7 protein-coding genes are annotated in these 7192 nt (G+C 68.2%); 2 read left to right on the forward strand and 5 right to left on the reverse strand.

The genetic code is table 11. The features are described from left to right. Positions 1-6: 6 nt before the first annotated feature. Positions 7-951, reverse strand: a complete 945-nt coding sequence (locus tag IE226_RS34940) for a carbohydrate ABC transporter permease (RefSeq protein ID WP_190085482.1) — start codon at positions 949-951, stop codon at positions 7-9. After that, the gene (locus tag IE226_RS34945; protein WP_190085483.1) at positions 948-2366 is read right to left on the reverse strand and encodes an extracellular solute-binding protein; all 1419 of its coding nucleotides are present in this window, start codon (positions 2364-2366) and stop codon (positions 948-950) included. Before IE226_RS34945 ends, IE226_RS34940 begins: the two co-directional genes overlap by 4 nt. A gap of 176 nt (positions 2367-2542) precedes the next feature. On the opposite strand from IE226_RS34945, the gene IE226_RS34950 reads away from it, so the two are divergent. Further along, a complete protein-coding gene (locus IE226_RS34950; protein ID WP_190085484.1) occupies positions 2543-4099 on the forward strand; it encodes a glycoside hydrolase family 32 protein in 1557 nt (518 codons plus the stop codon). A 54-nt stretch (positions 4100-4153) separates the two neighbouring features. Here the strand turns inward: IE226_RS34950 and IE226_RS34955 are convergent, their stop codons facing one another. After that, the gene (locus IE226_RS34955) at positions 4154-4558 is read right to left on the reverse strand and encodes a MerR family transcriptional regulator (protein WP_190085485.1); all 405 of its coding nucleotides are present in this window, start codon (positions 4556-4558) and stop codon (positions 4154-4156) included. A gap of 268 nt (positions 4559-4826) precedes the next feature. Between IE226_RS34955 and IE226_RS34960 the strand changes: the two genes are divergently transcribed. Continuing rightward, entirely contained in the window at positions 4827-5570 is a 744-nt protein-coding gene (locus tag IE226_RS34960; RefSeq protein WP_229871723.1) for an MBL fold metallo-hydrolase, read from the forward strand. A 75-nt stretch (positions 5571-5645) separates the two neighbouring features. Here IE226_RS34960 and IE226_RS34965 read toward each other — a convergent pair whose 3' ends face one another. Together IE226_RS34965 and IE226_RS34970 are read right to left on the reverse strand one after the other, a co-directional pair. Further along, positions 5646-6026 (reverse strand): FKBP-type peptidyl-prolyl cis-trans isomerase, encoded by a 381-nt coding sequence (locus tag IE226_RS34965; RefSeq protein WP_190085487.1) that lies wholly within the window; start codon positions 6024-6026, stop codon positions 5646-5648. A 285-nt stretch (positions 6027-6311) separates the two neighbouring features. After that, a complete protein-coding gene (locus IE226_RS34970; RefSeq protein ID WP_190085488.1) occupies positions 6312-6671 on the reverse strand; it encodes a GvpU-like protein in 360 nt (119 codons plus the stop codon). Positions 6672-7192 lie beyond the last annotated feature (521 nt).

A 7192-nucleotide genomic window follows, 5' to 3' on the forward strand; every position in this document is an offset into this window, starting at 1 on the left:
CCGGGCCTACTGGTAGTGGACGAATCGCCGGCTGAGCCGGAACTGGAGTGCCGTGACCGCCAGGATCAGGGCGAAGAGCAGCACGCCGACCGCCGAGGCCTCGCCGAACCGAAGCTGCTCGAATGCGCTCTGGTAGATGACCATCACGACGGTGCGGGTGGAATCGCCGGGTCCGCCGTCGGTCAGGACGTAGGGCTGCTCGAAGACCTGGAGGGCGTTGATGATGCCCACCACCGAGGCGACGAGGAGGGTGGGCGAGAGCAGCGGCAGGGTGATGGCGAGGTGCTTGCGGATGCCGGTGGCGCCGTCCAGCGACGCGGCCTCGTGGATCTCCTTGGGGATGTTGTTGAGGCCCCCGACGAAGAGCAGGAAGGAGAAGCCGAACTGCTGCCACACATAGACCAGGACGACCGCGGCCATCGCGGAGTCCTCCGAGGTGAGCCAGGGGACCGGGTCGATGCCGACATGGCCGAGCAGCCAGTTGATCACCCCGAATTCCTGGTTGAAGAGGTACTTCATGACCACCGAGATGGATGCCGCGGACAGCACGAGCGGGAAGAAGAACGCCGAGCGGAACGTCGAACGCAGCCAGCCGGGCAGCCGGTTGTCGAGCGCGAGGGCGAGGACGAGCGCGAGCAGCAGCTGCAGGGCGACCGCGAAGAACATGAACACGAGGGTGTTGGAGAAGGAGACGAGGACCGTGTCGTCGGTGAAGGCCGCGCGGTAGTTGTCGGTCCCCGCGAACGTCGGCGAGTCGATGACGTTCCAGTGGAAGAAGCTCAGGACGACGGACCCGGCGATCGGTACGACGGTGAAGACCAGGACGCCGATGACGGTCGGCGCGAGGAAGAGCGCGGCCAGGAGGCGTGTTCCGCGCTCCCGTGCGCTGGGCCGGGGCTCCGGCTTCCTGACGGCGGCCTTGGCCTCTGCCCTGTGCTGGGTGGTCGTCATACGTCACGCTCCATGGCCTTCTCCAGATCGCCTTGCAGCCGCCGCAGCGCGGGACGCACCCCGCGCGGATCGCCGAGCGCGGTGCCGGTGTGCTTGAGGAGGAGTTGCTCGACCTCGGCGACCTGCGGCGGTGCCGGAATCGGTCCTGTGGTGGGGAACTTGTCGAGGGTGTCGTAGAAGACCTGCCAGTTCGTCGGCCCTGTCTTGGCGTAGCGGGCCGCCTGGACCATCGAACGCCGTGCCGGGGTCGTCTGGTTGGCCAGGAAGAGCTCGGCCAGGACGTCCTTGCGCACGGAGTACTTGATGAACTCCCAGGCCGCGTCCTGCTTCTTCGACGTACGCAGAAGCGCATAGCCGGCGGCGCCGAACTGGTGGCGCTGGGTGCGCCAGCGGGGGAAGTGCTGCACGTCGTAGCCCGTGCGCCGCATGCCCGCGTCGTGCAGTCCGCCTGCCCAGAAGCCGCCCGCCGGGGTGACGCCGACGCGGCCGGTGGAGAAGACGCCGACCAGGTTGTCGCCGTTGCCGCCCTCGGGGCGCGAGCAGAGCCGGTCCCGGATGAGCGAGGCCAGATAGTCGTAGACCTCCTCGACGCGCTCATGGGTGGCCAGGGGAGTGCGCCAGCGGTAACCGCCGCCCCGGCCGCGGCGCTGGTCGGCCGGGTAGAAGTCGTTCCACAGCCAGTCGCCGCCGGGTGCCTTGGACTCGGCGAGGACGTTCGTGTCGTTGGCGAACAGCCACGGGACGACGCCGCCCCACAGGCGGTTGGTCCAGAAGTACGGGGTGAAGTGGGAGCCGCCGCCGCGCTTCAACTCCCTGAGCAGCGCGGTGAACTGGTCGCGGGTCCAGTCGGGCGGCGGCAGTTCGGCGCCGGCCTTCCGCAGAACCGCGGTGTTGAGATACATGTCGGCCGCGTTGAACTCGACCGGCAGCTGATAAAGGCTGCCCTCGTACATCATCGACTCGACCAGCGAGGGATGGACGTCCGCGAAGTACTCGCGCAGCTCGTCCGCGTCGCGCTTGACCCAGGTGTCGAGCGGCACTCCGAGGCGCTGGGCGAAGAGCTGCACGCCCTCGGTGGCGACGTAGACGAGGTCGGGTTGGGTGCCCGCGGCGATCTGGGTGAGGATCTTGGCGAAGAAGTCGGACCAGTCGGTGGCCTGGATCGGCAGCAGGCGCAGTTTGATGTCGGGGTGCAGCTTCTGGAAGCCCTCGCGCAGAGCGCGCTGCGCTGCCGGGTCGAAGGCGGAGCCGAGCGTGGCGACGACAAGGGAGTCGCCGTCCCGGCCGGGGATGTCGGCGCCGGTGAGCCGGTCCCAGCTCGCGGCGGTGCCGGCGAGTGCGGCGGCGCCGGCGCCGTAGCCGCCGTAACGGAGCAGGGTGCGGCGGGGGAGACCTGAGTGTGGTGAGTCGGTCATCGGGGCCTCTCGTAGGGGCCTAACTCGTGTTAGTAAAGAACTGTGACCCAGATGATGAGAACCGGGTAACTCCCCTGTCAACCCTCCCGATCGCTTGACCTTTAACGAGTTAGGTCTACAGTCCTGATCCAGCGTGGACCACCGTGGCCACGGCGGCAGGAGAGAAGCGAGGAACGATGCGTGACATGAGCCGAAGGGCGCTGATCCGGGTCGGAGCCGTGGGCGCGGCGCTGGCCGCGATACCCGCGGGACCGGCGGCCGCCCGCCCCGGCAAGCCCGGCAAGCGGGGCGCGAGTTACCGCGCCGAGTACCACTTCAGCGTCCCCGACCAATGGAAGAACGACCCGCAGAAGCCGATCTGGATCGACGGCGAGTACCACTACTACTACCTCTACAACGCCGACTACCTGGCCGGCGGCACGACCACCGGCACGGCCTGGCGCCTGGCCACCAGCACCGACCTGGTCTCGTTCAAGGACCGGGGCATCGCGATCCCCAAGGACACGACCCTCAACGGCGACGTCTGGTCCGGCTCCGCCGTGGTCGACGCGGACAACACCGCGGGCTTCGGCGCGGGAGCGGTCGTCGTCCTTGCCACCATGGAGCCGGACCAGACCGCCAACACCCAGGCCCAGTACCTGTGGTACTCCACCGACAAAGGCCGCACCTTCAAAAACCACGGCACGGACCCGGCCGTCCCCAACCCGGGCGTGAAGGACTTCCGCGACCCCAAGGTGATCCGGGACGAGGAGCGCGGCCGCTGGGTGATGGTGCTCGCCGAGCACACCAAGGTCGGCTTCTACCACTCCGCGAACCTCAAGGACTGGACGTACGTCGGCGGCTTCGTGAAGGAGGGCATCGGCGTCCTGGAGTGCCCCGACCTGTTCCGCATCACCACAGCCGACGGCGGCACCGCGAAATGGGTGCTCGGGGTCAGCGCCAACGGCAAGGCGGCCGGCCTGCCCAACACCTACGCGTACTGGACAGGCGAGTTCGACGGCACCACGTTCACCCCCGACGCGCCGGAACCGCAGTGGCTGGACCACGGCTTCGACTGGTACGGCGCCGTCACCTTCGAAAAGCACGCCCCGAACGGCGACGTCGACCCGGCCGTCCGCTACGCGATCGGCTGGCTCAACAACTGGGACTACCCCAACACCACCCCCACCATCGACACCGACGGCTTCAACGGCACGGACTCGATCGTCCGCGAGATCACCCTGCACCGCGCCGCATCGGGCACCCACTACCTGGCATCCCGCCCCGTGCAAGCCCTGGACCAGCACGTCTCACGAACCGTCGACCTCGGCGACGTGTCCGTCGACGGCCAACTGGTACTCGACTACACGGGTACGGCGTACGAACTGTCCACCGATATCACCTGGGACCAGCTGACCGGCGCGGGCGTCCAGCTGCGCAGGTCCGCCGACGGCAGCCGGCACATCGACGCGGGCGTGTACGGGGACTACGCCTTCGTGAACCGCCGGGGCGCCGCCAACCCCGACACCTCCGGCAAGTGGCAGGAGAGCAAGACCCCCTTCGACGCATCGGCCCACAAGGTCAGGCTGCGCGTCCTGGTCGATCGCACCTCGGTCGAGGTGTTCTTCGACGACGGCCGCCACACCCACTCGATGGAGGCGTTCCCCTACCTCACGGACACCCGGCTCGCGCTGTTCACGATCGACGGCAAGGCGGTCTTCAGGAACACCGTGATCCGGGAGTTCACCGTCTGAGCGGTGCGGCGGGGCGCCCCTGCGGAACGGGGGCGGGCGCCCGCTCATGCCGCGTCACCGGGTGATCGCTGATCGCGCGCCCCGCTCCACCAGAGCGGAACACTCCGGACAGTCGGAGATGACCGGGTGTACGCAGCGCACCAGGTGGGCCAGGAACCGGTCAGCCAGTTCGAGGTCGGCCATGCGTTCGGCGATCCGGGTGCGCTTCGCGTTGACCAGACCGATGCGGTCGCCCCGTTCCCCCGCGGCAAGTTGACCGATCTCGGAGAGTGACAGCCCGGCCCGCTGGCAGATCTGGATGAGGCGGGCCTGGCCGATGGCCTGGTCGTCGTAGACGCGATGCCCGGAGGGCAGCCGGCGCGGGGTGAGCAACCCGATGTCTTCCCAGTGTCGCAGGACATGGGTGGCCACCCCGAGCAAGGCAGCCGCATCGCCGATCTTCGACTCCACTGCGGACATCACACCCCTTTACTTCAGGTCGGCCTGAAGTTATACCGTCCCGTCATCGAACGCACCACCCGATCGCGAGAGGGACAACACTGCGATGTCTGACGCTGTGAGATCACCGACGCTGGCCGCATGCTGTGGCGCGGTTGCAAGTCTGGCAACGGGTCTTGTCCGTCCCCGACGCCCCGATCAGCGGTTCCTGCGCGGTTTGACCGACGCGGGGCTACCGGACACGGCGGTTTCGGTCACCGTCTCCGCACTGCGACAGGTGCCACGGTCCGTGCCCACCGCACTGATCGTGGAAGGGCTGCGGCAGCCGCGACGCATCGCGAATTCCCTGCTGTCGTTCGTGATCACACACCCGGAAGCGACGTTCGTCGTGGATCCGAGCGTCTGCCTCGATGTCGACAGCCGCGCTGTTGCCGACTTGCCGGCGATCCTGCGGGTCACGATGCGTCCCCCGGCCGCCACCGTCCCCACCGTTACCGCACTGCGCGAACGACCGCTCGCTGGCCTGGATTTCGCGCTGCCGACGCACGCGCACTGGGACCACGTATGCGGCCTCCTCGATCTTCCCGACCTGCCGGTACATCTGCACCGCCGTGAACACGACTGGGTCATGCGGGGCTCGATCGCTCCCGTAGGAGGCGTCCGCGAGGCCCTGCGCGGCCGGGGCATCGTCCCCTACGAACTGGACGGCCCGCCGATCCTCACGTTTTCCGCCAGCCACGACCTCTTCGGCGACGGTTCCGTCGTGCTCGTCGACCTCGCAGGACACACCCCTGGCAGCGTCGGAGTCCTGGCGCACACGGCAACGGGCTGGGTACTGCTCGCCGGCGACGCAGCCTGGCACACCGACCAGATCGACCTCATCCGGCAAAAGGCCGGCTACCCCGGAGGGCTCGCAGACGACGACCGGCACGAGACCTTCCGGACGCTGCACCGCCTGCACGCCGCCAGGAACCGAGTCACGATCATCCCGACCCACGACCACCGAGCGGCCCAGCAGTTGCCTGTGACCTGACGGACCCTGCCTCGATCCGCGACTTCGCTGCCGGCGTTGCCCAGCACACCGACCACATCGACATGCTGCGGGATCTCAGGCTGCGACGGAGAGCAGGTCCACGACGAAGAGGAGTGTCGAGCCTGCCGGGATCAGCGGTGAGGGCGACTGGTTGCGGTAGCCGAGGCGCGGGGGAACGATGATCTCGCGCCGGCCACCGACCTTCATCCCTCTCACCCCGCGGTCCAGGCCCTTGATGGCCTTACCGCCGCCCACGGCGAACTTGAACGTCTGGCCCCGGTCCCAGGAGGCGTCGAATTCCGCCCCGGACGCGAAGGTGATCCCGACGTAGTGAATCTGGACAACTCTGCCCGGCTTCGCCTCGAGGCCCTCCCCGACGACGAGGTCGCGGATGGTCAGTTCGGCGGGAGCATCCCCCTCCGGAAGGTCGATCTCGGGCTTCGTCAGTTCACTCATCGCCGCCTCATTCGCTCGCCGCCCAAAAGCCCCCACACGGACCAGCCGGGCGCAGGATCACTCTATGGGGTAGATCATCGTGCTGCGGTGAAGGCGGTTCTCCTGTAGTGCGTGAACCCGACGCAGGACGGTGCCCGCCGTGCGTGACGGGGCGTGCCCCGTCGTGGGTACGCCGAGCCCGTACTCCTGCCCGGGTACGAGCCGGCACCTGGACAGTAGCGGGGCCCTCCCGGCGCGAGCCGGTCGGGCCCCGTCGCGTGCAGCGGGCTCGTGCCGAGCGGTTGCTCAGTGGTCGGAATAGCTGAAGTCGCCCACGGTCCAGGCGCTGATGTCTTCGATCGCCACGCGGTACATCCCGCCCGTCTCGGGGATCCCCACGGTTCCCTGCAGAATGCGGGCGACGTGGAAGTGCAGGTACGCAGGCGGCTCGTCCTTCTTCGAGGGGGCATCGAAGACGGCGGAGAACTCTGCCAGGCGGTCCGAGTCTGTCAGCACCTCCGACACCCTCTGCCTCCACACCGCCTCGGGAGCAAGGCGGCCGGTGATGACAGCACCACCGGTGACCACGGTCAGGGACATCTGGTTGCTCTGCCCGGCTTCCACCAGGGCGGCGACGTCAACGAGCAGATCGTCAGGCTTCGACATGGGCGAGATTATATTCCCCCGCCCGCCGGCTTCTTGAGCGGCGGTGCCGCGGCGATATCGGGGAGGACGAGCGCTCACAGGGTGCCGTCGTCAAGGTGGGGCGGGTGGCGTGACCGCACGATGTCTGCCAGGGAGCAGGAGTACGAGCCCGCGACGCCTGTGCTGGGAGCTTCGGTGGCGGGGGGACGGAGAATGGGCACGTGCACGAGCAGACTGAAGTCTTTACCGGTGGCGTCATGGAGCACCCGGAGTGGTGTTCTCCCGCGCGCTGCACCGCACCGGCGCGCTACGCCGTGGATGAGTGGGCGTACGAGGAGTTCGTGGAGTCGGACGCGTATCGCGGCGGAAGATACGAGCACGCTTCAGCGGGATCTAGCGCGGAACCCCGGCCCTTCAGGGCCGGAAGCGCTTCTTAACGCTGCTCTGACCCGCACGTGCGCACGGGTCTGCACTGTCTGCCTCATCCAGGGCGCTTCTGGTTCTCGATGTACTCCTTGATGATCGCGAGTGGTGCGCCGCCG

The organism is Streptomyces longisporoflavus, assembly GCF_014649775.1.
Lineage (GTDB): Bacteria > Actinomycetota > Actinomycetes > Streptomycetales > Streptomycetaceae > Streptomyces > Streptomyces longisporoflavus.